The 24,320-nt window shown below is 71.2% G+C and carries 23 protein-coding genes and 1 tRNA gene; 15 read left to right on the plus strand and 9 right to left on the minus strand.

The genetic code is table 11. The annotated features are described in order from the left end of the window. Positions 1-45: 45 nt before the first annotated feature. Positions 46-1,308: an MDR family MFS transporter gene (locus ACWCP6_RS06260; RefSeq protein WP_450931188.1), complete on the minus strand. Its 1,263-nt coding sequence runs from the start codon at positions 1,306-1,308 to the stop codon at positions 46-48. Between the two features lie 223 nt (positions 1,309-1,531). Here ACWCP6_RS06260 and ACWCP6_RS06265 point away from each other — a divergent pair, with 223 nt between their 5' ends. Further along, positions 1,532-2,293 (plus strand): phosphoglyceromutase, encoded by a 762-nt coding sequence (locus ACWCP6_RS06265; protein ID WP_450931189.1) that lies wholly within the window; start codon positions 1,532-1,534, stop codon positions 2,291-2,293. A 903-nt stretch (positions 2,294-3,196) separates the two neighbouring features. On the opposite strand, the gene ACWCP6_RS06270 is transcribed toward ACWCP6_RS06265, so the two are convergent. Continuing rightward, positions 3,197-3,424: a hypothetical protein gene (locus ACWCP6_RS06270; protein WP_450931190.1), complete on the minus strand. Its 228-nt coding sequence runs from the start codon at positions 3,422-3,424 to the stop codon at positions 3,197-3,199. A 172-nt stretch (positions 3,425-3,596) separates the two neighbouring features. Here ACWCP6_RS06270 and ACWCP6_RS06275 point away from each other — a divergent pair, with 172 nt between their 5' ends. From ACWCP6_RS06275 to ACWCP6_RS06285, 3 genes are all read left to right on the plus strand, one after another. Next, on the plus strand, positions 3,597-4,340 hold the full coding sequence (locus ACWCP6_RS06275; protein WP_450931191.1) for a phosphotransferase: 744 nt from the start codon (positions 3,597-3,599) through the stop codon (positions 4,338-4,340). Between the two features lie 99 nt (positions 4,341-4,439). Beyond that, positions 4,440-5,018, plus strand: a complete 579-nt coding sequence (locus tag ACWCP6_RS06280) for a GNAT family N-acetyltransferase (protein WP_450931192.1) — start codon at positions 4,440-4,442, stop codon at positions 5,016-5,018. Between the two features lie 280 nt (positions 5,019-5,298). Then, positions 5,299-5,859 carry a DoxX family protein gene (locus ACWCP6_RS06285; RefSeq protein ID WP_450931193.1) on the plus strand — a complete coding sequence of 187 codons (561 nt, stop codon included), beginning with the start codon at positions 5,299-5,301 and terminating at the stop codon, positions 5,857-5,859. A gap of 357 nt (positions 5,860-6,216) precedes the next feature. Here ACWCP6_RS06285 and phoU read toward each other — a convergent pair whose 3' ends face one another. Continuing rightward, positions 6,217-6,894 (minus strand): phosphate signaling complex protein PhoU, encoded by a 678-nt coding sequence (gene phoU / locus ACWCP6_RS06290; RefSeq protein WP_450931194.1) that lies wholly within the window; start codon positions 6,892-6,894, stop codon positions 6,217-6,219. A gap of 305 nt (positions 6,895-7,199) precedes the next feature. On the opposite strand from phoU, the gene ACWCP6_RS06295 reads away from it, so the two are divergent. Both ACWCP6_RS06295 and ACWCP6_RS06300 read left to right on the plus strand, forming a co-directional pair. Further along, on the plus strand, positions 7,200-8,462 hold the full coding sequence (locus ACWCP6_RS06295; protein ID WP_450931195.1) for a sensor histidine kinase: 1,263 nt from the start codon (positions 7,200-7,202) through the stop codon (positions 8,460-8,462). Further along, positions 8,459-9,139: a response regulator gene (locus ACWCP6_RS06300; RefSeq protein ID WP_450931196.1), complete on the plus strand. Its 681-nt coding sequence runs from the start codon at positions 8,459-8,461 to the stop codon at positions 9,137-9,139. The genes ACWCP6_RS06295 and ACWCP6_RS06300 overlap by 4 nt, the downstream gene beginning before the upstream one ends. A 97-nt stretch (positions 9,140-9,236) precedes the next feature. Here ACWCP6_RS06300 and ACWCP6_RS06305 read toward each other — a convergent pair whose 3' ends face one another. After that, on the minus strand, positions 9,237-9,914 hold the full coding sequence (locus ACWCP6_RS06305; RefSeq protein ID WP_450931197.1) for a DUF461 domain-containing protein: 678 nt from the start codon (positions 9,912-9,914) through the stop codon (positions 9,237-9,239). A 772-nt stretch (positions 9,915-10,686) separates the two neighbouring features. On the opposite strand from ACWCP6_RS06305, the gene ACWCP6_RS06310 reads away from it, so the two are divergent. From ACWCP6_RS06310 to ACWCP6_RS06340, 7 genes are all read left to right on the plus strand, one after another. Then, entirely contained in the window at positions 10,687-11,169 is a 483-nt protein-coding gene (locus ACWCP6_RS06310; protein ID WP_003953493.1) for a CarD family transcriptional regulator, read from the plus strand. A 303-nt stretch (positions 11,170-11,472) separates the two neighbouring features. Further along, positions 11,473-12,249 carry a 2-C-methyl-D-erythritol 4-phosphate cytidylyltransferase gene (gene ispD, locus ACWCP6_RS06315; RefSeq protein WP_450931198.1) on the plus strand — a complete coding sequence of 259 codons (777 nt, stop codon included), beginning with the start codon at positions 11,473-11,475 and terminating at the stop codon, positions 12,247-12,249. Then, the gene (gene ispF, locus ACWCP6_RS06320) at positions 12,239-12,760 is read left to right on the plus strand and encodes a 2-C-methyl-D-erythritol 2,4-cyclodiphosphate synthase (protein ID WP_450931199.1); all 522 of its coding nucleotides are present in this window, start codon (positions 12,239-12,241) and stop codon (positions 12,758-12,760) included. Before ispD ends, ispF begins: the two co-directional genes overlap by 11 nt. A 734-nt stretch (positions 12,761-13,494) precedes the next feature. Beyond that, positions 13,495-13,899 (plus strand): PPOX class F420-dependent oxidoreductase, encoded by a 405-nt coding sequence (locus ACWCP6_RS06325; RefSeq protein WP_450931200.1) that lies wholly within the window; start codon positions 13,495-13,497, stop codon positions 13,897-13,899. A 79-nt stretch (positions 13,900-13,978) separates the two neighbouring features. Further along, positions 13,979-15,379: a cysteine--tRNA ligase gene (gene cysS / locus ACWCP6_RS06330; protein ID WP_450931201.1), complete on the plus strand. Its 1,401-nt coding sequence runs from the start codon at positions 13,979-13,981 to the stop codon at positions 15,377-15,379. Between the two features lie 86 nt (positions 15,380-15,465). Next, positions 15,466-16,410, plus strand: coding sequence for a 23S rRNA (guanosine(2251)-2'-O)-methyltransferase RlmB (gene rlmB / locus ACWCP6_RS06335; RefSeq protein ID WP_450931202.1), 945 nt, complete (start codon positions 15,466-15,468; stop codon positions 16,408-16,410). 93 nt (positions 16,411-16,503) lie between these two features. Next, complete coding sequence (locus ACWCP6_RS06340; RefSeq protein WP_450931203.1) at positions 16,504-18,174, plus strand: DoxX family membrane protein; 1,671 nt, start codon at positions 16,504-16,506, stop codon at positions 18,172-18,174. Positions 18,175-18,466: 292 nt separating this feature from the next. Here ACWCP6_RS06340 and ACWCP6_RS06345 read toward each other — a convergent pair whose 3' ends face one another. From ACWCP6_RS06345 to ACWCP6_RS06355, 3 genes are all read right to left on the minus strand, one after another. Next, positions 18,467-19,198 (minus strand): nucleotidyltransferase family protein, encoded by a 732-nt coding sequence (locus ACWCP6_RS06345; RefSeq protein WP_450931204.1) that lies wholly within the window; start codon positions 19,196-19,198, stop codon positions 18,467-18,469. A gap of 65 nt (positions 19,199-19,263) precedes the next feature. Beyond that, positions 19,264-19,734, minus strand: a complete 471-nt coding sequence (locus tag ACWCP6_RS06350; protein WP_450931205.1) for a hypothetical protein — start codon at positions 19,732-19,734, stop codon at positions 19,264-19,266. Positions 19,735-19,966: 232 nt separating this feature from the next. Beyond that, entirely contained in the window at positions 19,967-21,103 is a 1,137-nt protein-coding gene (locus ACWCP6_RS06355) for an ABC transporter ATP-binding protein (RefSeq protein WP_450931206.1), read from the minus strand. A 230-nt stretch (positions 21,104-21,333) separates the two neighbouring features. Here ACWCP6_RS06355 and ACWCP6_RS06360 point away from each other — a divergent pair. Next, positions 21,334-21,407, plus strand: a tRNA-Thr gene (locus ACWCP6_RS06360). Positions 21,408-21,576: 169 nt separating this feature from the next. On the opposite strand, the gene ACWCP6_RS06365 is transcribed toward ACWCP6_RS06360, so the two are convergent. Both ACWCP6_RS06365 and ACWCP6_RS06370 read right to left on the minus strand, forming a co-directional pair. Next, the gene (locus tag ACWCP6_RS06365) at positions 21,577-22,443 is read right to left on the minus strand and encodes an AraC family transcriptional regulator (RefSeq protein WP_450931207.1); all 867 of its coding nucleotides are present in this window, start codon (positions 22,441-22,443) and stop codon (positions 21,577-21,579) included. 222 nt (positions 22,444-22,665) lie between these two features. Continuing rightward, on the minus strand, positions 22,666-23,364 hold the full coding sequence (locus tag ACWCP6_RS06370) for an SDR family oxidoreductase (protein ID WP_450931208.1): 699 nt from the start codon (positions 23,362-23,364) through the stop codon (positions 22,666-22,668). A gap of 210 nt (positions 23,365-23,574) precedes the next feature. On the opposite strand from ACWCP6_RS06370, the gene ACWCP6_RS06375 reads away from it, so the two are divergent. Further along, complete coding sequence (locus tag ACWCP6_RS06375) at positions 23,575-24,315, plus strand: rhomboid-like protein (protein ID WP_450931209.1); 741 nt, start codon at positions 23,575-23,577, stop codon at positions 24,313-24,315. Positions 24,316-24,320 lie beyond the last annotated feature (5 nt).

Below are 24,320 nucleotides of genomic sequence, written 5' to 3' on the forward strand. Positions count from 1 at the left end.
GGAGCACGGTGCCGTACGACGCCGTGCTCCGGCCGGCCCGGGCCATCACGCGCTGCTGACCTCGGTCCTGGCGGTCTGGGCCGGGGCGGCCGCGGGCACGGTTTCCTCGGGCGGGAGCCGGCGCATCAGCGCCCAGTAGCCCACCGCCGCGACCGTCCCCACCACCGCGCAGCCCGCCCACAGCCACGACGCGCCGAAGTGGTCGATCGTGTAGCCCGACATGAGCGGTGCCACCAGGGCGGCGACGGACCAGGACAGGGTGTACATGCCCTGGTAGCGGCCGCGGCCGTGGGTCGGCGAGAGGCGGACGACGAGGCCGGTCTGGGTGGGTGCGTTGACGATCTCGGCGAGGGTCCACACGCATACCGTCAGGGCGAAGACGCCGACCGAGCCGGCGAACGCGGTGAGCCCGAAGCCGTATCCCGCGACGAGCGCGGACAGGACGAGCAGGCGGCCCGGGTCGCGGTGCTCGATGAAGCGCGTCACGGGGATCTGGAGGGCGACGATCAGAACGCCGTTGACGGCGATGGCCGTTCCGTAGTCGGCCGGGGTGAAGCCCGCCGTTCCCATCGCGACCGGGAGTCCGACCGAGCCCTGCTGGAAGATCAGCGCGACGAGGAAGGACAGGCCGACGACGCCCATGAAGCGGCCGTCGCGCAGCACCGTGCCGAGGCCCGCCTCGGGTTCGGCCCCGCCCACGGAGTCCGCGCGGACCGGCCGCGACTCCGGCAGCTTCGCGAACACGACGAGCGCGCAGACCAGCGTCATGCCCGCCTCGATCAGGAAGCCGGCGAGGTAGCTGACCTCGGCGATGAAGCCCGCGGCCATCGAGGAGACCGCGAAGCCCAGGTTGATCGCCCAGTAGTTCAGGGAGAAGGCGCGCACCCGGTCCTCGGGGCGGACGATGTCCGCCATCATCGCCTGCACGGCGGGCCGGGACGCGTTGCTCGCCATGCCGACCAGGAAGGCGACGGCGGCGATCGCGACCGGGTCCCGCATGAAACCGAGCAGCGCCACGGACACGGCCGTCGACGACTGTGCGATCAGGAGGGTGGGCCGGCGCCCGAGCCGGTCGGTCATCACGCCCGCGCCGAGCGAGGAGACCACCCCGCCCAGGCCGTGGAGCGCCGCGACGAGACCCGCGTACGACGCCGAGTAGCCACGGCCCAGCGTCAGGTACAGCGCCATGAAGGTGGCGACGAAGGCGCCGAGCCGGTTGACGAGCGTGCTCGTCCACAGCCACCAGAACGCGCGGGGGAGCCCCGAGACGCTCTCCCGTGCGGCTCGTCTCAGGCTGGCTGGTGACATCGATATCCCCCCACGGGTCGGCGGCGTGCGCGCGATGATGGTGTAAGCGGCTCAGGCGGTGATCACAACTTACGAGTCGGGGAGCCCGCGGGGCCACTGGATTAACGGAAACCGTCAATGGTGGGCGGCCGGCACCCGCCGGTGGCCGCCCGCCGGATGCGTGGTCTGTCCGCCCCTCGGCCGGGCGCACCCGCGCTCTGCCGGTTCGATTACGCTCAGAGGCATGGCCGACGCACCGTACAAGCTGATCCTCCTCCGCCACGGCGAGAGCGAATGGAACGCGAAGAACCTGTTCACCGGCTGGGTGGACGTCAACCTCAACGAGAAGGGCGAGAAGGAGGCAGTCCGCGGCGGTGAGCTGCTGAAGGATGCCGGCCTGCTCCCCGACGTCGTGCACACCTCGCTGCAGAAGCGCGCGATCCGCACCGCGCAGCTCGCCCTCGAGGCCGCCGACCGTCACTGGATCCCGGTCCACCGCAGCTGGCGCCTGAACGAGCGCCACTACGGCGCCCTGCAGGGCAAGGACAAGGCGCAGACCCTCGCCGAGTTCGGCGAGGAGCAGTTCATGCTGTGGCGCCGCTCCTACGACACCCCGCCGCCGCCGCTCCCGGACGACTCGGAGTTCTCCCAGGCGCACGACCCGCGCTACGCCTCGATCCCGCCGGAGCTGCGCCCCAGGACCGAGTGCCTCAAGGACGTCGTCCACCGGATGCTCCCCTACTGGTACGACGGCATCGTCCCGGACCTCCTCGACGGCAGGACCGTCCTGGTCGCCGCCCACGGGAACAGCCTGCGCGCCCTGGTCAAGCACCTGGACGGCATCTCCGACGCCGACATCGCGGGCCTGAACATCCCCACCGGCATCCCGCTCGCCTACGAGCTCGACGCCGACTTCAAGCCCGTCGTCCCCGGCGGCACCTACCTCGACCCGGAGGCCGCGGCGGCCGCCATCGAGGCCGTGAAGAACCAGGGCAAGAAGAAGTAACGCCGCACGATCGAGGCCCCTACCGGCGGTTCTTCCGTCGGTAGGGGCCTTTTCCCGGTCCTCGGGCCGTCTCCGGGCCGTCGAACTGCGAGGTGGGGCCTCGCACGCCGCGAACCGTGAACCGGCAGGCCATCAGGACCGCGATCGACAGGGCCACGACCCTGGGAACGCCGGTCCAGTCACTCATCATGCCTGCACTACTGCCGGCCAGAATGTCCCGCAGCTCGGGCATTTGAACCTCGATCCTCAGCCGTGGGCGTGACGCCATGGCAGCCTCCCTCTGTGTTGATAAAGAGTGGTTAGGCGCTGCTCGCGCGCGGATGCGTAAATGGGTCGCTCTCTTTCAGGAGAGCGGCCTTGCGCGCTTTCGAGGGCTCTGGTCGAGATTTATCCGGGCGGCCTGATATGGCAGCCGGAAGCCTGATGGGCGTGGTGATAGGCGCTGTCGCGCATAGCGGGTCCGGCCCGCTTGGCAGGGCGGTTCGAGGGGCGAGGCGCCCCGTCGTCACATCACCTGGAAGGGCGCCCAATGCCTGGCGCCCGGTGTCCAGGGCCTCCTGATGCGGAGGACGAGCTCAGGTTCCGGATGGTGCGGTGGCGCCGTTTGCGAATCCGACGCGATGAAGTGTGACGCCGGCGTGTGGTGAAGTGTGATGCGTGAAGTCATCGTAACAGTTCCGGTGATGTGATCTGTGAATCTACTCGCCCGAAGATTTGGGCGCGGCAACCCTTAATCGTTCACGCGGTGCATGTGAGCCGGGAAGCGAAACTGGGCAGAGTTTTCACGAATCAGGCCGACCCGTCGGCGCTTTGGATATCTGTCCCACGGGTTTTTGCGTTGGGCGCCCGGGTCGGTGAGCATCTTCGGCGACGACGCACGCCATGGTGTGCGGGGTCCGCGGCTCATGTGAAGGGTGACAGACCCTTGTTCTCCAGATGTGCGAGCAACGAGTCGAGGCAAGCGTCCGCGGAGGCGAGGTCCGTACGGAAGAAGGAGTCCTCGCCGAGCGGACCGCCGCTGACGATGACCGTCCAGGCCTTCCTGCGTTCCAGCGTGCGCTCGCCGTCCGCCTTGAACACGGTGGTCACCCCCTGCTCGGCGAGCCATTCCATCAGCTCGAGCACGTCCACCCGCGCCCCCTCCCGCAAGATCCGGTTCCCGGGCCATGATGCCTCGGGCCGTCTCCGGGCGGTCGGGTGACCGCGAGGCTGGTCGGGGTGCTCCCGAAGAGGGGGCAGAGGGGCGGCGGTTGCGGGAGGAAACCGGTCGTCTTCGGGGACCGGGGCGAGAGAGCATGCGCTCATGGAGATTTCCGGACCGCCTTCCGGCGTCGTCGACGTCCCCCCGCGGATCGCCCGGCTCGCCGGGGACCAGCCGCTGTCGCCTGTGTGGCAGAACGAGTTGGGCGGTCTGACCTTTCGGATCGGCGACGGGGACGGGCGGCTGTTCGCCAAGTGGGCTCCGGTGACGTCGGGGCTGGATCCGGTCGCCGAGGCGGAACGCCTGGAGTGGGCCGGTCGCTTCACGCCCGTGCCCCGGGTGCGGGAACACGGAGCGGACGGGGACGGTGCCTGGCTCGTCACCGAGGGGCTTCCCGGCGAGAGTGCCGTCGCGCCCAGGTGGACGGCGGATCCGGGGACGGCCGTACGTGCGCTGGGGGAGGGACTGCGGGCCCTGCACGAGCGGTTGCCCGTGGCCGACTGCCCGTTCGGCTGGTCCGTCGAGGACCGTCTGGAACGCGCCCGGCTCGCCGGCATCCGCGTCCCCGCGGATCTGCCCGCGGCCCCCGCGACCGACCGTCTCGTCGTGTGCCACGGCGACCCCTGTGCACCGAACACCCTGCTCCACGAGGACGGCACCTGGTCCGGGCACGTGGACATGGGCGCGCTCGGTGTCGCCGACCGCTGGGCCGATCTGGCCGTCGCCACCTGGAGCACCGAGTGGAACTACGGCCCCGGTTGGGAGGGCGCCCTCCTCGACGCCTACGGAATCGCTCCCGATCCGGAGCGCACCGACTTCTACCGCCGTCTCTGGGACGCGACATGACGGCGGCTTTCGCTCCCGGCGGCGAGAGCCCGGGCGCCCGGGTCGGTCCCGGCGTGGCGTTGATCTTGCGGCCGGGGCGCTTCCTAGGGTGAGGGGGCGATGGAGTGGACAGGACATGAGGTTCTTCGGCCGGCGGGTGCGGGGGACGTCGGGGCGTTGATGGCGCTCCGGGCCGAGGCGGAGGAGTGGCTCGCCGCTGCCGGGGTCGACCAGTGGTCGGACACCGGTCTGGCGCGGCGGGCCGTCGAACGGTGGCGGCAGGCCGTCGACGAAGGACGCACCTGGGTGGTCGGCGACGCCGACGGGACGATCAGCGCCACGGTCAGCCGAGGCCCCGCCGACCGTGACTTCTGGGGCGACGGCGACCGGCCCGAATCCGGCTTCTACCTCTGCAAACTGATCGTCGCCCGGCGTGCGGCGGGCCGGCGCCTGGGCGCGCGGATCGTCGACTGGGCCGCCCGTGTGGCGGCCGTCGAGGGCCGCGACTGGGTGCGCGTCGACGTATGGCGCACCAACCACGGATTGCAGCGGTACTACGCGGACCTGGGTTTCCGGCACGTCCGCACGGAGGCGCCCCCGCACCGCAGGTCGGGCTGGCTCGCCCAGCGGCCGGTCGCCTTGGTCGCGCACCCGGAGGTCCCGCTCGCGGTACGGGGCTGCGGCGCGGACGTTCCCTGAGGGAAGGGCCCCCGGCCCGGGCCTCCTGGACGTCCTCCGAGGAGAAGCGCAGGATCGGTGTGTGAGAGCCGTGAGCCGGCGCTCTCCCACGAGGCCGTCCCCGATCCCCGGCGATCCCGTGTGCGCGTGCCGCGCACCGTCGGCCTCCACAACTGTTGGTCCGCGCTCTGCGCGACCTGTTCTCCCCGACCCTCACCCCCACCCCCACCGCACGGCGGCCCGGGCACCCGGCCCGGTGTCCGGACCGGGCGTCGGTGCGGGAGGCGATTTCCCTATGAATATGCGTACACCGCGTACCGAGAGTTCTCAGCATTCCGCCGCGCACGCCGCGCGGCCCGCGCCCCTTCCCTTGCGTGCCGCCGATGCCGGGCTGCTCCTGCTGCGGCTGACCGTGGGGCTGATCATGGCGGGCCATGGTGCCCAGAAGCTGTTCGGACTGTTCGGGGGGCCCGGTCTGGACGCGACGGGCAAGGGCTTCGGCGACCTGGGCTGGCACCCGGGCGTGCTCTACGGCGGCCTCGCCTCGGTCTCCGAGTTCCTCGGAGGGCTCGGCCTGGCCCTGGGCCTGTTCACACCGCTCGCGTCGGCGGCCCTGGTCGGGGTCATGATCGACGCGATGGCGGTGGGCTCCGACAAGGGCCTGTGGGCCGAGAAGGGCGGCATCGAGCTGCCCCTGACCATCTGCGTCGTCGCGCTGGCCGTCGCCGCCATCGGGCCGGGGCGTCTTGCCCTCGACCGGCCGTTCCCCTGGCGGGACGGCGGATGGATGCCGGCGGCCGTCGCCCTGGTGCTGGGCGGCGTGGGAGCCGCCGTCGTGCTGGTGCTGCGAGGCGGCCCTTAAGCGGCCCAGGGAGCTCTCCCGTGGTGCGGGACGGGACCGGGTGCGCGTGTGCGCCGTTGATGCGCCCGCCGGAGTGGGCATGAAATGGACAAGGAGGCGGTCTTCTCGTGCCTCCGAGGTCCTCAAGGTCCTTCAGGGAGGGAACCCCATGGCCGAATCCCCCACCATCGAACCCACGTCCGACCAGTCTGCCGGGGCGCCGGGGCTGCCGGTGCTCGTTCTGCTCGGAGCCTGCGGGTGCGGCTCCGGCTGTGGGTGCGGGTGCCAGTCCGGGGCGCCGTGCCAGTGCGGAGGCTGCTGCGGCTGACCGTTGTCACGCGAGGGCGCCCGGCGAGTCCGGGCGCCCTCGCGCGCAGCTCACGCTCCGTCGACCACCGTCGGCGGCTGGATGTCGTCCGCGTGCTCACCGGTCACCAGGTAGACGACGCGCTTGGCGACCGACACGGCGTGGTCGGCGAAGCGCTCGTAGTAGCGGCCCAGCAGGGTGACGTCGACGGCCGTCTCGATGCCGTGCTTCCAGCGGTCGTCCATCAGGTGCTGGAAGAGCGTGCGGTGCAGCAGGTCCATCTCGTCGTCGTCCTGCTCCAGCTGCAACGCCAGGTCGACGTCCTTGGTGATGATGACCTCGGCGGCCTTCGCCATCAGACGCTGGGCCAGCTGACCCATCTCCAGGATCGTGGCGTGCAGGTCGCGCGGCACCGCACTGTCGGGGAAGCGCAGACGGGCCAGCTTCGCGACATGCTGCGCGAGGTCGCCGGAGCGCTCCAGATCGGCGCTCATACGGAGCGAGGTGACGACGATCCGCAGGTCGGTCGCCACCGGTTGCTGGCGGGCCAGCAGGGCTATCGCCCGGGCCTCCAGGTCGTGCTGAAGATCGTCGACCTTCTGGTCGGCGGCGATCACGCTCTCCGCCAGCTTCAGATCGGCGTCGAGCATGGCCGTCGTGGCGCGCCCGATCGCCGAGCCGACCAGGCGGGCCATCTCGACCAGGCCCTCGCCGATCGAGTCCAGTTCCTCGTGGTACGCGTCCCGCATGTGGGTCGTCCCTCTCTCGCTCTGCTCCGGCAGTACCGAGCTCTCGCTCCGCTCCGGGGGTTCCTGGAGGCCCGGAGGCCCCCACGCTCCCACGTTCCGGCTCGAACGCATCCGTTTTTGTCACCCCAAGTGAACCCACCCTGTCCCCGTGGTGAACTCTGGGCGACGCATCCCTCGATTCCCCGCAGGGGCCGATCGGATGAAGTGAACCCGCCCGGTCCCCAAGGTGAACTCTGAGCGACGAGTGTTCGAGGTGGCGCACGGATGGCTGTGAGCGGACCTTTCACCCCGCATAACCTGGATGCATGGACGTGAACGCGGCGGTCGCCGCAGCGGCAGCGATCGCCGGGGTGTGCACCGGCGTCATCGCCATGCTGGCGTTCCGCTGGAGCGAACGCGACCAGAAACGCCCCACCCGCACTTCCCTGCACACCGATCCCGTGCTCCCGCCCGGCGTCGACACCGTGCTGTCGGTGCTCCGCTCCTCCGCAGTGGTCCTCGACGAGGCCGACGCCGTGGTCAAGGCCAGCTCGGCCGCGTACGCCCTCGGGCTGGTCCGTGGCGGAAAGCTGGCGGTGGAGCCGATGCTCCAGATGGCACGTGACACCCGCCGTGACGGGGAGATACGTCAGGTCGAGCTGGACCTGCCACGGCGCGGGACCGGCCGCGGCGAGGCGCTGGCCGTCTCCGCACGGGTCGCCCCGCTGGGCTCCCGTCTGGTGCTGCTCCTGGTCGAGGACCTCACCGAGGCCCGTCGTATCGAGGCGGTGCGGCGTGACTTCGTCGCGAACGTGAGCCATGAGCTGAAGACGCCCGTGGGCGCGCTCTCCCTGCTGTCCGAAGCCGTCATGGGCGCCTCCGACGACCCGGAGGCGGTGGAGCGGTTCGCCGGACGCATGCAGATCGAGGCCACCCGGCTGACCAATCTGGTGCAGGAGCTCATCGACCTCTCCCGGGTGCAGAACGACGACCCGCTGGAGGACGCCGAGCCCGTCGGCGTCGACGAACTGGTGGCCGAGGCGATCGACCGCTGCCGCCACCAGGCCGGCACCAAACAGATCACGATGGCCTCCGGCGGCACCGCGGGCCTGCACGTCTGGGGCAACCGCGGCCAGCTCGCCGCCGCCCTCGGCAACCTCGTCGAGAACGCCGTGAACTACTCCCCGGCCCGCACCCGCGTCGGCATAGCGGCCCGCCGGGTCACCGCGCCGGGCGGCGATCTCATCGAGGTCGCCGTCACCGACCAGGGCATCGGCATCTCCGACAAGGACAAGGAACGCGTCTTCGAGCGCTTCTACCGCGTCGACCCGGCCCGCTCCCGCGCCACCGGCGGCACCGGCCTCGGCCTCGCCATCGTCAAGCACGTGGCGGCCTCGCACGGTGGAGAGGTCACCGTCTGGAGCTCCGAAGGCCAGGGCTCCACCTTCACCCTTCGGCTGCCGGAGGCGGGCGTCGCCCGTGACCGCGCGCCCCACGAGCCCGGCCTCGCCGACGAGGACGGAACCACCGACGAGACGACCGTCTCATCCCCGTACGAACCGCTTCCCTCCCCGGAGGTCCTTCCGTGACCCGAGTGCTCGTCGTCGAGGACGAGGAATCCTTCTCCGACGCCCTGTCGTACATGCTGCGCAAGGAGGGCTTCGAGGTCGCCATCGCGACCACCGGCCCGGACGGTCTCGACGAGTTCGAGCGCAACGGCGCGGACCTCGTCCTGCTCGACCTGATGCTGCCGGGCCTGCCCGGCACGGAGGTCTGCCGGCAGCTGCGCAGCCGGTCCAATGTCCCGGTGATCATGGTGACCGCCAAGGACAGCGAGATCGACAAGGTCGTCGGGCTGGAGATAGGAGCCGACGACTACGTCACCAAGCCGTTCTCCTCGCGCGAGCTGGTCGCCCGTATCCGCGCCGTGCTGCGCCGCCGCGGTGAGCCGGAGGAGGTCACCCCGGCCGCTCTGGAGGCGGGACCGGTCCGCATGGACGTCGACCGGCACGTCGTCACGGTCGGCGGCTCCAAGGTGGACCTGCCGCTGAAGGAGTTCGACCTGCTGGAGATGCTGCTCCGCAACGCGGGCCGTGTGCTCACCCGCATGCAGCTCATCGACCGCGTCTGGGGCGCCGACTACGTGGGCGACACCAAGACGCTGGACGTCCACGTCAAGCGGCTGCGCGCGAAGATCGAGCCGGACCCGGGGGCGCCGCGCTTCCTGGTGACGGTGCGCGGACTCGGATACAAGTTCGAGCCGTGATCGGCTTACGGTACGGCGTCCGCACGTACCCGAGCCCCCACAGGGACGGGAAAGGGCGGGAACCCCCGGGGTTCCCGCCCTTTTCGTATGTCCGCGGTCACTGACCGGCGGCGGCCTGCGAGGCGCTCGGCGTCGCCTTGCCGCTCGGGGTCGCCTTGCCCGTGGAGGCGGGCTGCGACGACTTGCCGGCGCCCGGCCTGCCGGAGGCCGAGGCCGAACCGGACGGCGAGCCGCTGGGGGAGCCGGACGGCGCGGCCGGGATCTCGCTCGGGCCCCACTCCTTGAAGTAGTTCTCGGCGGGGACGACCCACGTGAGCAGCTTCACGTCGCCGGCCCGGCTGAACGAGAAGGTGACGTTCTGGGAGTTGCCCTCCTGGATGGCCTCGTTGCCGTTCGGCAGGACCGCGGCGGCGTTGCCCTTGCCGCCGATGACGACCGAGCCCTGGGCGGGCACGACGACCTTGCCGGAGCCCTTGGCGGGCGACAGCTTGGCCTTCAGGCCGGTGCCGGGGATCGTGATCGAGTCCAGCGTCTGGGGGAGGCCGCCGTTGTTGAACAGCGTCGCGCTGACCACGGCCGGGCCCTTGGCGGTGCGGTCCGGCTGGGTGATGATCGTGGCGTTCTGGACCTTGATCTCACCGACGGTGGTCGCGGCGACGTTCGGCTTGACCTCGAGCGTCTCGGCGTTGTTGCCGGCCGCGCACGCGGCGAGCGGGAGACACGAGAACGCGATGGCGGTGGCGGCGAGAGCGCCGCGTCGAAGGCTGCGGCTCACGGCGGCGGCAACTCCTTGAACGTGGGCGGAACACGGGTGCGGAACGGGGCGGGCGGCCGCAAAGCCGCCCTAAGGGTCTGTCAGCGGGGTTAGGTTACCGAGCCGTTCCCGGGCCGCCGCACCCGACCCGCCCCTAGAGCGATCAGGGGGTCGGCGTGCCCCCTTCCGTCACCCTCACGGCATCCGTCCCGACCGCGGGGCGCCCGGCATGTCGAGCATCCGTTCGCCTTTCGCGCATAAGAACTCACGGGGAAGGGCGGGAGAACCTGCTGCCAAGAGCCGGTGATGCCGTGCTCCGGGATTTTCCGCAAGGAATGCACGGCGGCCCTGGAATTGATCACACGGCCGTTGATCAATTCCGGATTCGATCGCCACTCCGATGGCACTCGGGTGGCACTTCGGTCAGTACTTCGGTCAGTACTTCGATCCGCACATCCCTGGATTCGTCTCCGGGTGTGGCCGGCGATTCGTTCCGTTCGTGGCTCCGTACGTGTCCTGGGACACCGAACGGAGTACCGGAACCGGACCTCTTGGAACCGGGCAAATCGGGACGTTCAACCACTTGAGCGTGGCGCCCGGGGCTTGTAACGTGCACGTTTCACCTTGCCTGGAGAGCGGCTCCCACCTGCGAATACCCGCCTCCGCCACCCCTCCGCAGCACGTTCCGGTTGTTGTTGTCAAGCCCCGAGATATGCCCTGACCTGCGAAAACGCCATTCAGAAGACGCCGTTCTCGTGTTACCCTGGATAGCCACGGAAGGGGTACCTGTCACATGACGTTCAAGGTTGGCGACACCGTGGTCTATCCCCATCACGGGGCCGCGCTGATCGAGGCCATCGAAACTCGCCAGATCAAAGGCGTGGACAAGACCTACTTGGTGCTGAAGGTCGCCCAGGGTGACCTGACGGTGCGTGTGCCAGCGGACAATGCGGAGTTCGTCGGCGTGCGTGATGTGGTCGGTCAGGACGGGCTGGACCGGGTCTTCGAGGTGCTGCGCGCGCCGTACGCGGAGGAGCCCACGAACTGGTCCCGTCGCTACAAGGCAAATCTCGAGAAGCTTGCATCGGGTGATGTCATCAAGGTCGCCGAAGTAGTGCGCGACCTGTGGCGCCGCGAGCGTGAGCGCGGTCTCTCCGCAGGTGAGAAGCGCATGCTCGCCAAGGCGCGGCAGATCCTGGTGAGCGAGCTCGCGCTCGCCGAGAACACCAATGAGGACAAGGCCGAGGCACTGCTCGACGAGGTCCTCGCGTCCTGACGTCCGTACGTCTGGCGTACACAATGCCGCGGTGCCCGATGACGCAATTGCTGTCGCCGGGCGCTGCGGCATGTTCGTACGCCTTTTTGGTGTCAGAGTTCTGAATGTTGCAGAACTCCTCACAGACCCAATGGCACAGACCCTGGAACCCCTGCCGTGCCGGGTCCGGGCGGCTGACTCGACCGACTGTCACGGAAGGGTCCGGTCGAGGCGTCGCGCCCGGCACTCCCCCAGCTCCCCGTGCAGGGGGTACCTCCCAGGCCATACCCATGTCGGCCGAGCACACAAACCTGAACGGAAGCGATGTCTGACGATTCGCGCCCGGTCCCCGCTGGGGGACCCGCACGAGCAGGGGGAACGGCCGTCGCGGCCGTGATCCCCGCCGCCGGACGGGGCGTGCGCCTCGGTCCGGGCGCCCCCAAGGCGCTCCGTGCGTTGGGCGGCACGCCCATGCTGATCCACGCCGTGCGGGCGCTCGCCGCGTCCCGCGCGGTCTCCCTCGTCGTGGTGGTGGCCCCGCCCGACGGCGCGGCCGAGGTCAAGGCGCTCCTCGACGCCCACTCGCTGCCCGAGCGCACCGACTACCTCGTGGTGCCCGGCGGCGACACCCGCCAGGAGTCCGTCAGGCTCGGCCTCGACGCGCTGCCGCCCGGTGACGCCGTCGACGTCGTCCTCGTGCACGACGCGGCCCGGCCGCTGGTGCCCGTCGACACCGTCGACCTGGTCGTCGAGACCGTCCGTGCCGGGGCCCCCGCCGTCGTTCCCGCGCTGCCCCTCGCCGACACCGTCAAGCAGGTCGAGCCCCGCCCGGCCGGCGAGCCCGAGCCCGTCGTCGCCACGCCCGACCGGGCCGTGCTGCGTGCGGTGCAGACGCCGCAGGGCTTCGACCGGGAGACCCTCGTGCGGGCGCACGGGACCGTCACCGACGACGTCACCGACGACGCGAGCATGATCGAGCGGCTCGGCCTCCAGGTCGTGGTCGTGCCCGGCCACGAGGAGGCCTTCAAGGTCACCCGGCCGCTCGACCTCGTCCTCGCCGAGGCCGTACTGGCGCGCAGGAGGGCGAACGATGGCTTCTGACGCCTCCGGGTCCAGGCCGCCGACGGGCGGCGCCGTCCTGCCGCAGGTCGGTGTGGGGACCGATGTCCACGCCTTCGAGAAGGGGCGTGAGCTGTGGTGCGCGGGGCTGCTGTGGCCTGACGAGGAGTACGGGCTCGCCGGGCACTCCGACGGGGACGTCGCCGCGCACGCGGCCTGCGACGCACTGTTCTCGGCCGCCGGGATCGGTGACCTCGGCGCGCACTTCGGGACGTCACGGCCCGAGTGGTCCGGCGCCTCCGGCGTCACCCTCCTCGCCGAGGCCGCCCGCATCGTGCGCGCTGCGGGCTTCGAGATCGGCAATGTGTCCGTCCAGGTCATCGGGGTGCGCCCCAAGGTCGGCAAGCGGCGCGACGAGGCGCAGAAGGCGTTGAGCGCGGCGGTCGGGGCCCCGGTGTCGGTCTCCGGCACGACGACCGACGGCCTCGGGCTGACGGGACGGGCGGAGGGGCTGGCGGCGATCGCCACGGCTCTGGTGGTCCGAACGCCCTGACCTGGCGGGGGCGCCTCCACCAGCCCCCTCCTCAAGCCTCCCGCCCGGTGCCCGGCACCGGGGCTGTGCCCACCCTCCCCCAAGCTCTCGACTGCGCTTGAGCAGGGGGGACCCCCATCGCCCCTGGGGGTACCGCCCAGGCCCTTGAGGAACTGGGGGAGGAACGACTGCCCACAGCGAGGAGCGACCCCTCATCACCGCACCCGCCACGGCGGGACAGCCGCCGTCCGGCGGGAGGGGGCGTGGCGGGACCTCCGCCCGCAGTGGCCGGCGCGCAAGTGCCGGGTTGCCGTCCGTGTGACGGAGGCGCGCCGGTCCGAGGACGGAGGTCCCGGCGCGCACCCGACCCACCACGAGGCGAGGCGCACCGCCCAAGCACCGCAGGCCGCCCACGCACCCGACCCACCACGCACAGACGGCGCACCCGCCCGAGCGCCGCAGGCCGGAACGCGGCGAGACCCACCACACGCAGGCGGCGCACCCACCCAAGCGCCGCAGACCGGAACGCGCCCGGCGCACGACGAGGCGAGGCATGGCGGCGGCTCGGTGCCGGGTGGTCCGGGGAAGACGAGCAGGCGGCGCCGTACGCCGGTGCAGGCCCCCGGCCAGGTCCGGTGCAGGCCCCCGGCCAGGTCCCGCCAGGTCTGGGGCCGAATGGGGTGGGAGCTGTTGGCGGGGTGGCCGTGACGGGTACGCGTACAGCCGTCATCCACCCCACGCCCAGGGAGCGCGCCATGTCCGTCGAACTGTCCGAAAAGCTGAAGCAGCTCCTCGACAGTCCCGTGTTCATCGTCGTGGCCACCATCCAGCCCGACGGCAGCCCCCAGACCTCGCCCGTGTGGGTGAAGCGGGACGGCAACGACGTGCTGTTCTCCACGACCGTCGGCCGCCGCAAGGAGAAGAACATCCAGCGTGACCCGCGGGTGAGCGTCGTCGTCCAGCCCGCGGACGACCCGTACACGTACGCGGAGATCCGCGGCACCGCCGAGATCACCACGCAGGGTGCCGACGGACTGATCGACGAGCTGTCGATGAAGTACACCGGCAAGAAGTACGCGGAGTTCAACCCGGACTCCGCCGCGGACTCCCAGCGCGTGATCGTGAGGGTCACACCGCAGAAGCTCGTCGGCCGGCTCTGAACCTCCGCGAACGTCACGAATCGGTGCCCGCGGCCCCGAGGGTCGCAGGGCACTGTCCGCGGGCCACTACTCTGGAGTGGTGACTATTCGCCTGTACGACACCAGCGCCCGGCAGATCCGTGACTTCACCCCGCTCCAGCCGGGTTGCGTCTCGATCTACCTGTGTGGTGCCACCGTGCAGGCCGCACCGCACATCGGCCACGTCCGCTCGAACCTCAACTTCGACATCCTGCGCCGCTGGTTCACGTACCGGGGGTACGACGTCACGTTCGTGCGGAACGTCACCGACATCGACGACAAGATCATCAAAAAGGCCGGTGAGCAGAACCGGCCGTGGTGGGCCATCGGTTACGAGAACGAGCGCGCGTTCAACGACGGCTACGCCGCGCTCGGCTGCCTGCCGCCCACCTACGAGCCGCGTGCCACCGGGCACGTGACCGAGATGGTCGAGATGATGCGCGGTCTCATCGAGCGGGGCCACGCCTACGAGGCCGACGGCAACGTCTACTTCGACGTGCGCTCCTTCCCGGAGTACCTGAAGCTGTCCAACCAGGACCTGGACGAGCTGCGCCAGCCCGAGGGCGAGGGCGAGACCGGCAAGCGCGACCAGCGCGACTTCGCCATGTGGAAGGCCGCCAAGCCGGGCGAGCCGAGCTGGGAGACGCCGTGGGGACGCGGCCGCCCCGGCTGGCACCTGGAGTGCTCCGCCATGGCCCACAAGTACCTGGGCCGGGAGTTCGACATCCACGGCGGCGGCATCGACCTGATCTTCCCCCACCACGAGAACGAGATCGCCCAGGCCAAGGGCTACGGCGACGAGTTCGCCCGTTACTGGCTGCACAACTCCTGGGTCACCATGAGCGGCGAGAAGATGTCGAAGTCGCTCGGCAACTCGGTGCTCGTGAGCGAGATGGTCCAGCGGTGGCGGCCCATCGTGCTCCGCTACTACCTGGGCACCCCGCACTACCGCTCGACCATCGAGTACAGCGAGGACGCCCTGCGCGAGGCCGAGTCCGCGTTCGCGCGGATCGAAGGCTTCGTCCAGCGCGTGGTGGAGAAGGCGGGCGGCGGCGTCGAGCCCGCCGACGAGGTTCCGCCCGCGTTCGCCGAGGCCATGGACGACGACCTCGGGGTGCCCCAGGCGCTCGCCGTCGTGCACACCACGGTCCGCCAGGGCAACTCCGCCCTCGCCGCCGACGACAAGGAGGCGGCCGTCGCGCGGCTCGCCGAGGTCCGCGCCATGCTCGGCGTCCTGGGCCTCGACCCGCTCGACCCGCAGTGGGCGGGCGAGGGCGACCGCGGCGATGACCTGCACGGCGTCGTCGACTCGCTGGTGCGGATGGTGCTGGACCAGCGCGAGGCCGCCCGCACCCGCAAGGACTGGGCCACGGCGGACGCCATCCGCGACCAGCTCAACCAGTCCGGACTGGCCATCGAGGACGGCCCGCAGGGGCCCCGCTGGTCCCTCGGACCGCGCTAGCCGACGGCAGAGGTGCCGCCCGGCCGTCCGGGCGGCACACTTCATAGACGTACACACAGACAACGCTTCACGAAGACAGGTAGGTCATGGCCGCTCACAACCGTCGCATGTCCGGCAAGAAGGGCGCGCAGGTCGGCAGTGGCGGCCAGCGACGCCGCGGGCTGGAGGGCAAGGGCCCCACGCCGCCCGCCGAGATGCGCAAGGGCCACGCCAAGCAGCGTGCCGCGCAGGCCAAGGTGCGCCGCGCGACCGGGCGTCAGGCGGCGCCCAAGGGCCGGGGCGGCAGGTCCGCGTCCGAGCTCGTCGTCGGGCGCAACCCCGTCGTCGAGGCCCTGCGCGAGGGCGTACCCGCCTCCACGCTCTACGTCCAGCAGTTCATCGACAACGACGAGCGCGTCCGTGAGGCGCTCCAGCTCGCGGCCGAGCGCGGCGGCATCAACCTCATGGAGGCGCCGCGGCCCGAGCTCGACCGTATGACGAACGGGCTCAACCACCAGGGCCTCGTGCTCCAGGTGCCGCCGTACGAGTACGCGCACCCCGAGGACCTGGCGAGCGCCGCGTACGACGACGGCGAGGACCCGCTGATCGTGGCTCTGGACGGGGTCACCGACCCGCGGAACCTCGGTGCCGTGGTGCGGTCCGTCTCCGCGTTCGGCGGGCACGGTGTCGTCGTGCCCGAGCGTCGGGCCGCCGGGATGACCGCGGGTGCGTGGAAGACCTCCGCCGGGACCGCCGCCCGTACGCCCGTGGCGCGGGCGACCAATCTGACGCGGGCGCTCGAGGCGTACAAGAAGGCCGGGATCGTCGTGGTCGGGCTCGCCGCCGACGGCGAGGTCGAGCTCGGTGAGCTCGAAGCCCTCGGGGGCCCCGTGGTGATCGTGGTCGGCAGCGAGGGCAAGGGACTCTCCCGGCTCGTCGGGGAGACCTGCGACTTCCGGGTGCGGATTCCGATGCCGGGTGGCGCGGAGTCCCTGAACGCCGGTGTCGCCGCGGGTGTGGTGCTGTACGAAGCGGCTCGCCGCCGGAGCTGAACGGGGCCGTCCGCGCCCGTAGCTGATCGTTTGACGCGGTCCGGACATTTCTCCTCGGTCAAGCAGTGTCCTAACCTCTCGTCACTCGGTTAGATGAGTGTGGACACCAGAACACCCCGCACACCCACGGGGGACCGCTCGTCGGGATTCGACGACGCTCCCGCGCTGAGCATGGTGAAGGTGCCGTGCGATCCGGCGCAGGTCATCGTCAATCACGCGAGCTTCCGCGTGCAGCTCCCCACCGAGCGGCAGGCGCGGTCCCCGCGTATCGCACGGCACTTGGGCTCGGCCCAGGACACCGCGCGCATCCCCGTCGTCGGCGCGCGCCGACGCGCACCCGTCGTCTGGAGCGGCAGGTCCGCGCCGGGAGACCCGGGTGCGAGCGGACTGCTCCAGGCCGTGCGGAACACCGGCGTGCGCCACGCGGGTGACGGCGCGCCGGTGAGCCGCGGTGCCGCCACGCAGGTCATCCCCCGCATCGGCTTCGACGAGGACGCCACCGTCGGGACGCCCGGTGTGACCGAGACCCGGCGGACCCCGATCCTGCCGCAGCAACTGCGCACCGCGGGCAGCGCCTTCGAGGAGGCGCCGTACAACCTCCCGTACGACGACGGCTCCTACGGGGACGCGTCCTACGACGACGAGTTCGGGCCCGGCGGCCCCGGTGACGAGGACGCGTACGACCTCGACAGCGTGCGCGTCCGGCGGCACGGGAACGACCCCGTGCGCCACGCCTACTACCCGGGCCGCCGGATGAACCTCGGGGTCGTGCTGCTCCCGCTGCGGGTCTTCCTCGGTTTCATCTCCATCTACGCCGGCATGGGCAAGCTCTGCGACCCCGTCTACTTCGACGGCGGCGAGCGCGGCTCCATGGTCAAGTGGCTGCACTCGCTGCACCCTTGGGCCCTTGCCGAACCGCTGCGGGAGTTCGCGCTCCAGCACCCCGTCGGCGCCGGGCTGAGCGTCGCCTTCCTCCAGGTCATCGTCGGCGTGCTCACGGTCCTCGGACTGTGGCAGCGGGTCGCGGCCGTGATCGGGGCGCTGCTCTCCGCCGCGCTGATCGTCACGGTCAGCTGGCGGACGCTCCCGGCGTACGACGCGCCCGACATCATCTACCTCGCCGCCTGGTCGCCCCTGATCATCGCGGGCGCCCCCGTCTACTCCGTCGACGGACGCCTCGCGTCGGAGGCCTGGCGCACCCTGGGCCCGCGCGCCGAACTGTGGGAGCTGCGGCGGCGTGTGCTGCGGCGCGGCACCATCGTCTCCGCGATCGCCGTCGGCGTGACCCTCCTGGTGGGCTCGCTCCTCGGCGGCGCCGTGCGCGACGCCGACCGGGTGACCGTGCCCGGCCCCGGCGAGGCCCCGCGCAACGAGATTCCCGGCTCACCGCTCCCGCAGGAGCCCGGCCGGCGGCACTCCGGCAGCACCAGCGGGCCGTCCGCGTCCGGTACGCCCACGCAGGGGCAGAGCGGTTCGGCCGGCCCGTCCCGGTCCGCCGACACCCCCGGTGCCTCCCGTGCGACGGGCAGTGTCAGCGCCGGGCAGCCGACCCAGGGGGCCGGGCAGGGCGTCCCGCAGCACTCGGCGGCCCCGCAGGCCCCGTCCACCACATCCGGGCCCGCCGCGGGCGGCACCAGTTCCCCGGGTGGTGCCGCCGCCAGCGGCGGCACCGGCGGGGGGAGCGCCACGGGCGGTTCCGGCAGCGGCAGCGGAAGCGGCGGAAACGGCGACTCGAACGGTCTGGTGGGCGGCCTGCTCGGCTGACCCCCCGCCCCACGGCACCTCGTCCGCGCGTGCCCGGCACCGGAGCCCCCGGTGCCGGGCACGTGGCGTGCAGGGGCTGAGGCCGGCACGGCTCGTGTGCGGCGAGGCCGGCCCGTCGTCGCGCCAGCGGGTCACGAGAGGCCCGGCCGGGCAGTCGGAGGCGCGGAGGCCGGGAAGCCGTGAGCCGGAAGGTGCCGGACCGGGAAGGCCGTGAGCCGGGAAGCCGTGAGCCGGAAGGTGCCGAACCGGGAAGGCCGCGAGCCGGAAAGCCGTGAGCTGGAGCGCCTCGGCTCTATCGCCGGAGCGCCTCCAACTCCTTCGCGGCCTCGGTCAGGTCCTTCGCCGTGTCGATGGCGCGCCAGTACGCGCCCTGCGGGATCGGAAAGCCCGCGAGCCGCTTGGCGCGTGCGAGCCGCGGGAACGTCGTGCGCTCATGGTCGCCGCGGTCCGGAAGCATCGCGGTGAAGGCGGCCGAGAAGACGTAGACGCCCGCGTTGATCAGATACGGAGACGGCGGCGCCTCGACGAAGTCGGTGATGTGGCCGAAGCGGTCCGTCTCGACGGCGCCCCACGGAATCCGCGGCCGGGCCAGCGCCAGTGTCGCCGTCGCCTCCCGCTCCGCGTGGAACGCGGCCATCTCGCGGAGCGAGAAACGGGTCCAGATGTCGCCGTTCGTGGCGTACCAGGCCTCATCGGGGTGCGGCAGATGGGCCGCAGCGAACTTGAGGCCGCCACCCCGGCCCAGCGGCTCCTTCTCGACCACCGTCGTGACGCGCAGGGGAAGGTCCGCGGACTCCAGCCACTTCTGGAGCACCTCGGCGAGATGGCCGCACGAGACGACGGCGTCCGTCACGCCTTCCTCGGCGAGCCAGGCAAGCTGATGGCCGATGATCGGGGTCCCGGTTCCCGGGATCTCGACCATCGGCTTGGGCCGGTCGTCGGTATAGGGGCGCAGGCGCGAACCCTGGCCGCCGGCCAGGACGACGGCTTGGGTGGGGCGCGCGTGGGCAAGCGGATCGGTCATGTCGGCACTGTACGTGCCGACGGTAAGAGCCGATGGCAGGAGCCGCCCGTGCGCCCCGTGGCCGGTCAGCCGCGGTGCTGGTCGGCGACGCCCGAGGCGAAGGACGTGTCGCACACCGGGCGGGCGTAGGACTGGGCGCGGATCGGGCCGTACTTGCGGACGGCGGCCTGGCCCAGCGCACGCGCGATCGACATGCAGTGCCGGGCGAGCGACGGCTTGCCGTTCACGGCTTGCTGAAGGTGCGTCAGCGCGGTGCCGGGGTTCTTCTCCTGGAGCTCCAGCAGGAGCTTGTCGCGCAGGACGTCCTGGGGCGCGCGCGACCTGGCCTTCGTGGAGACGTTCTGCGCGGAGGCCGTGAGGATCGAATCCGTCGCGTGACCCGACCAGTTGACGCTGGTCACCGCGAGCGTCCCGGACAGGACCAGGACGACGGGCAGGACGAGAGCGAGAGTGCGGCCGATACGGCGGGCGGCGCCGGGTCGGGGCGCGGTGCCACGCCGCTCCGCCGGCTTCTTGGAGTGCGTCGAGTGCGTCACCCGAGTGAGAGTAGCGGGCGGTAATGATTTGGCGACATTTGGTCACCCTGATGAGCGACAGCCGCTGAGGTTTTTCTTTACGTGTGTTGACGTCGAGGGTGCGGGTGGTGAGTGAAATGCCCGGTATGCAGGGGTATTTATCGACAACGTACGGGAGCCCCGCACCGGGGTGCGGGGCTCCCTTCCGGCGCCTGCGGAATGCGGGTGCCGTACGACGCGTGCGTGCCGTGCGTCAGTCGCTCAGGCGCTCGCCCGTCGACGTCGAGAACACATGGATCTCGCCCGGACGCGGCACCACGTGGAGCTCGGAACCCTTCTCCGGGACCTGGCGGCCGCCCACGCGGACGACGAGGTCCTTCTGCTGGCCGCCGACCTCGGCGGTGCCGTAGACGTAACCGTCGGCGCCGAGCTCCTCGACGACGTTCACACGTACGGCGAGGCCGGCCGGGGCGTCGTCGGCGTCCTTGGTGAGGGTCTTGGCCGCGGCGCCGCCGAGCTCCACCACGTCGAAGTGCTCGGGGCGGACGCCGACCGTGACGGTGCGGTCGCCCCGGTCGGCCGCGGCGGCCAGCGCCTCGCGGTTCACCGGCACCACGGAGTTGCCGAACTTCACACCGCCGTCGGTGATCGGCACCTCGACGAGGTTCATGGCGGGGGAGCCGATGAACCCGGCCACGAAGAGGTTCGCGGGGCGGTCGTACATGTTCCGCGGCGAGTCGACCTGCTGGAGGAGGCCGTCCTTCAGCACGGCGACCCGGTCGCCCATCGTCATGGCCTCGACCTGGTCGTGGGTGACGTACACCGTGGTGATGCCGAGGCGGCGCTGCAGACCGGCGATCTGCGTACGGGTGCTGACCCTGAGCTTGGCGTCGAGGTTCGACAGCGGCTCGTCCATCAGGAACACCTGCGGCTCGCGCACGATGGCGCGGCCCATCGCGACGCGCTGCCGCTGGCCTCCGGAGAGGGCCTTCGGCTTGCGCCCCAGGTACTCGGTGAGGTCGAGGATCTTCGCGGCGTCCTCGACCTTCTGCCGGATCTCCGCCTTCGGCACGCCGGCGATCTTGAGCGCGAAGCCCATGTTGTCGGCGACCGTCATGTGCGGGTAGAGCGCGTAGTTCTGGAACACCATCGCGATGTCCCGGTCCTTGGGCGGCAGATGCGTGACGTCGCGGTCACCGATGCGGATGGCGCCGGCGTTGACGTCCTCGAGTCCCGCGAGCATGCGGAGCGAGGTGGACTTGCCGCAGCCGGACGGGCCGACGAGTACGAGGAACTCGCCGTCCTCGATCTCGATGTCCAGGCCGTCGACGGCGGGCTTCTCGGAACCCGGGTAGATCCGGGTTGCCTTGTCGAACGTGACAGTGGCCATGCTGAAGGGCCCCCTTCACCGGCAGGAACGTGCCGGACGATCCGTTGTAAAGGTGGTCGGCCACCGCGAGGCTCCGCGGTGGCCCGGTACCCGTGGACTAATCCACGGGAGTGAACTGGGTCAGGACGCTACCTGCCGTTCAGCGGCTCTGTCAGTACCCACTGCCCTGTGAACTTCGACGAAATTTTCGACGAGCACCGTCCCGGGGATGGGTACACTGCACGGGCAACGCCTCCTTAGCTCAGCTGGTCAGAGCGCCGCTCTTGTAAAGCGAAGGTCGTCGGTTCGAATCCGACAGGGGGCTCTTGGTGCACCGCGCCGACCTGGGGTTTCTCTCCAGGGGCGTCCTGTTCGGCCCCGGACGAAGCGTCCGGGGCCGTTTGTGTGCGCAGGACCGCGACGGGCCCGACCGGTTCCCCGCTCCGGTCGGGCCCGTCACCTGTCTCTCGTGGACCTTGAGCTCGACGATCGGCTCAGCTGTGCTCCTGCTCCACCGGCAGCCACAGCTCGGCGTCGGCCTCGGTCCCGTCCGGCGACAGCCGGGTGCGCAGGATCTCGGGGCCGGGTCGGCTGCGGTACGGGTTCGACGGGAACCACTCGGTGTACACGTCCCGCCACAGCTCCTGGATGGCCTGCGGCGCCGGCCCGCTGGTGGTGAACACCGCCCACGTGCCGGCCGGAACGGCCAGGGTCTCCATGCCCTCGGGGGCGACCGCCGAGGTGATCACGGCGTGGTAGTAGTCGAGTTCCGTACCCTCGGCACGGCTCGGGTCCAGGTCGTCGCAGACCGAGACGATGCCCTGCGGCTCCTGGTCCGGCAGCTTCTCCAGGCGCCCCGAGATCTGCGGGTCGATCCCGCGGACGAAGTCCATGATCGCCTGGTTCATCCCGGAATGCACCAAGGGGACCCGGGTCTTGAGACCGACGACGGTGAAGTCCGGCCGGTTCGCTATGCGGTGACGCATACTGCTGCTCCCTTCGATGATGAGGCGGAAGGCCATCCGGGGCTGGGAGCTGAGCGCGGCGCCGGTGCGTCTGGCCTCGCCGGGCCCGACGCCGTGCATGGCGCGGAACGCCCGCGCGAACGCCTCCCCCGAGCCGTAGCCGTAGCGCACCGCGATCTCCAGCAGAGTGTCACGTCCCGCGAGCACTTCCGCGCCCGCGAACGTGAGCCGCCGACGCCGGATGTACTCCGACAAGGGCATGCCTGCGAGTGCCGAGAACATCCGGCGCAGGTGGTACTCCGAGGTGGCCGCGATGCGAGCCAGTTCAGCCACGTCGACGGGCTGGTCGAGGTGCCGCTCGACGTGCTCCATGGCCTGGTTCAGCCTGTCCAGCACTCCCCGTCCCCTTCCTCTTTGCGATCACCACGCTAGGCAGCGCAGGGGTGCCGGACCCGACATCCTGTGCCCGATCCTGTCGGGTGCACGCGCGCGCCCGGCCGGCGGAGCGCAGGGCGGGCGCGCCGGGGCTCGTCGTCCGCCGCGCCCCGACCTTCCGCGGCAGGCCGCACGCGGGGACGGCCGGCGGCATACGCGGCGCCGGGGGGGCGGGGGCTGCGGTCACCGACCGGCGTACAGCGCCTCCAGTTCACCCGAGAGCGCGGCGCGCACATACCGGGTGGTCTCGTCGGCCAGCACCTCCGGTTCGTCGTGGAGCAGCGCCGTCATCGTCTTCTCGGCCACGTCGGACGCCAGGATCTTCGGGGAGTCGATGTCCGCCGCCAGGTCGGTGTCGACATAGCCGGCGTGCACGCCGACCACCAGGGTGCCCTGCTCCCGCAGCGCCAGCCGGAAGGCGTTCGTCAGCGACCACTGGGCGGACTTGGAGGCCGCGTAACTCGGGAGCCGCCTGTTGGCGACCCACGACGCCACGGACAGCATGGTGACCAGCGCTCCGCCGCCGTTGGCGGCCAGTACGGGAGCGAACGCACGCGAGACGGCCCAGGTGCCGAAGTAGTTGACCTCCATCTCGCGCCTGGCACCGTCGAACGACCCCTCGAGGAGGGACGGGCCACCGGCGACCCCGGCGTTGTTGATGACGATGCTGACGTCGTCGGCGGCACGCGCGGCCGCGGTGACCTGCTCCTCGTCGGTGACGTCCAGTCGCAGCGGAACGAGCCCGGTGTCCCGGACGGTCCCCGGGTCCCGGACACCGGCGTAGACCTTGGCGGCGCCGTGCGCGAGCAGCGCCCGGGCGAAGGCCAGTCCGATGCCGCGGTTGGCTCCCGTGACGAGGGCCGCCGAACCCTTGATGTCCATGATCACCCTCCCTGCGGGCGGAGGTGGGGGCTTTCCTTCGACGCTAGGCCGCGGACGGCGGCTGCTCCACCCGTCACCCGGCTGCACCTGCGCGGGGGCCGGCCGGGGCCCGGACCCGTGCGGCGGTGCGAGGGACCATCGGACCGTGCGTGGCTCGTCCCGGAATGTCGATCACCGTGCCGGTCGTGGGGAGCCGCGTTTAATCGGGACATGCGCAGCGAACCACACCGCATCGTCCGGCCGCGGGACGGCGCCTCCGGCGGCGCCGTCCCGCGGGTGTCGCCCGTGCGCCGCGCCCTGCGTACCGCGGGCCGCCGCACCGTCGCGTACGTCCGCGCGGCCCCCGGTACCTACGTCTGGCTCGTGGTCCTGTTCGTCACCACCGTCGCCCTGCACCACATGTCGCCGCAGTTCGAGGAGGATTTCCTGCGGCAGCGGTCCACCAACCTGCACGAGCTGTCGCAGAACCCGGTCCGGGTGCTCATCGCCAGTGCCTTCTGGATCGACGGCAGCCACTGGCTTCCGTACGCCGTTCTCTACACGGTCTTCCACGCCCCGGCCGAGCACTGGCTGGGGACGGCGCGCTGGCTGGCCGTCGCCTGTGCCGCGCACGTCCTGGCGACGCTGATCAGCGAGGGCGCCCTGCTGTGGGCCATCGGTCACGGGCTGGCGCCGCTGTCGGCGGTGAACACCCTCGACGTCGGGGTGAGTTATGCGCTGGCCGGAGTGATGGGCGTGCTGACGTACCGGATCGCTTCGCCGTGGCGGTACGCGTATCTCGTCGCCGTGCTGGCCGTCTACGGTGCGCCGCTGGTCCGGGACCCCACTTTCACCGGTCTCGGCCATCTCACCGCGGTCCTCATCGGCCTGGCGTGCCGGCCCCTGGCGTCGAGAAAAACACGGATTTCGTCGCGCCCTTCCCCCTGCCCGGAACCCCCCTCCGAGCAGTAACGTCC

The sequence above is a fragment of the Streptomyces sp. NPDC002004 genome, assembly GCF_053593975.1.

Excerpts from the sequence above, each read along its gene's own strand:
- ACWCP6_RS06340 (WP_450931203.1), top strand. The coding sequence starts at position 16,504 with ATGAGTGTGGACACCAGAACACCCCGCACACCCACGGGGGACCGCTCG.
- ACWCP6_RS06295 (WP_450931195.1), top strand. The coding sequence starts at position 7,200 with ATGGACGTGAACGCGGCGGTCGCCGCAGCGGCAGCGATCGCCGGGGTG.
- ACWCP6_RS06275 (WP_450931191.1), top strand. The coding sequence starts at position 3,597 with ATGGAGATTTCCGGACCGCCTTCCGGCGTCGTCGACGTCCCCCCGCGG.
- phoU (WP_450931194.1), bottom strand. The coding sequence starts at position 6,894 with ATGCGGGACGCGTACCACGAGGAACTGGACTCGATCGGCGAGGGCCTG.
- ACWCP6_RS06370 (WP_450931208.1), bottom strand. The coding sequence starts at position 23,364 with ATGGACATCAAGGGTTCGGCGGCCCTCGTCACGGGAGCCAACCGCGGC.
- ACWCP6_RS06375 (WP_450931209.1), top strand. The coding sequence starts at position 23,575 with ATGCGCAGCGAACCACACCGCATCGTCCGGCCGCGGGACGGCGCCTCC.
- ACWCP6_RS06285 (WP_450931193.1), top strand. The coding sequence starts at position 5,299 with ATGCGTACACCGCGTACCGAGAGTTCTCAGCATTCCGCCGCGCACGCC.
- ACWCP6_RS06310 (WP_003953493.1), top strand. The coding sequence starts at position 10,687 with ATGACGTTCAAGGTTGGCGACACCGTGGTCTATCCCCATCACGGGGCC.
- rlmB (WP_450931202.1), top strand. The coding sequence starts at position 15,466 with ATGGCCGCTCACAACCGTCGCATGTCCGGCAAGAAGGGCGCGCAGGTC.
- ispF (WP_450931199.1), top strand. The coding sequence starts at position 12,239 with ATGGCTTCTGACGCCTCCGGGTCCAGGCCGCCGACGGGCGGCGCCGTC.
- ACWCP6_RS06345 (WP_450931204.1), bottom strand. The coding sequence starts at position 19,198 with ATGACCGATCCGCTTGCCCACGCGCGCCCCACCCAAGCCGTCGTCCTG.
- ACWCP6_RS06265 (WP_450931189.1), top strand. The coding sequence starts at position 1,532 with ATGGCCGACGCACCGTACAAGCTGATCCTCCTCCGCCACGGCGAGAGC.
- ACWCP6_RS06280 (WP_450931192.1), top strand. The coding sequence starts at position 4,440 with ATGGAGTGGACAGGACATGAGGTTCTTCGGCCGGCGGGTGCGGGGGAC.
- ACWCP6_RS06355 (WP_450931206.1), bottom strand. The coding sequence starts at position 21,103 with ATGGCCACTGTCACGTTCGACAAGGCAACCCGGATCTACCCGGGTTCC.
- ACWCP6_RS06325 (WP_450931200.1), top strand. The coding sequence starts at position 13,495 with ATGTCCGTCGAACTGTCCGAAAAGCTGAAGCAGCTCCTCGACAGTCCC.
- ispD (WP_450931198.1), top strand. The coding sequence starts at position 11,473 with ATGTCTGACGATTCGCGCCCGGTCCCCGCTGGGGGACCCGCACGAGCA.
- ACWCP6_RS06260 (WP_450931188.1), bottom strand. The coding sequence starts at position 1,308 with ATGTCACCAGCCAGCCTGAGACGAGCCGCACGGGAGAGCGTCTCGGGG.